This window comes from Curtobacterium sp. MCBA15_013, assembly GCF_001865095.1.
In the GTDB taxonomy this organism is placed as follows: domain Bacteria; phylum Actinomycetota; class Actinomycetes; order Actinomycetales; family Microbacteriaceae; genus Curtobacterium.
This window is the reverse complement of sequence record NZ_MJGQ01000068.1, coordinates 1-560: the sequence shown is the minus strand read 5'-3', so window position 1 is coordinate 560 and position 560 is coordinate 1. Positions and strand designations below refer to the sequence as shown.

Genomic DNA, 560 nt, shown 5'->3' with positions numbered 1-560 from the left:
GCACCGGCTCGTCCGAGGGCAGCGCCATCTCCGCCGAACGGTGCAAGGAGAACAAGGCCGCCGGCCCCATCACCTACCTGTCCGGCTACCAGTACCAGTCCTCGGCGTCGATCCTCGAGTACATCGCGGCCGACGAACTGGGCTACTTCACGGACCTCTGCCTCGACGTCACCCTCAAGCCCGGGTCGGGCGACACCGCGCAGAACACCAAGCTCCTCGCGAGCGGCCAGGCGACCGTGTCGGCCGTCGCGGAGCAGGACCTCATCCAGGCCCGGGCGAACGGCATCGACATCACCGGCATCTCGTCGTACTCGAACGCCGGGCTCGACATCCTGATGACGAACAAGGACATCACGAAGCTCCCGCAGCTCGACGGGAAGGTCGTCGGCCACAAGGGCTACGTCCCCGCCTCCGTCCGGGCGATGATGGAGAAGGCCGGGGTGGACTGGGACTCGCTCACCCTCGTGAAGGAGGGCTACGACCCCTCGGTCCTGCCGCGCAAGCAGAACGGTCTCGAGGCGCTCACCGGCTTCGTGTCGAACGAGCCGAACCTGCTCAAG

General features: G+C 67.1%; 1 protein-coding gene. It reads left to right on the top strand.

The features are described from left to right. A partial coding sequence (locus BIV01_RS17510; RefSeq protein WP_139199553.1) for an ABC transporter substrate-binding protein occupies positions 1-560 on the top strand: 560 nt, incomplete at both ends.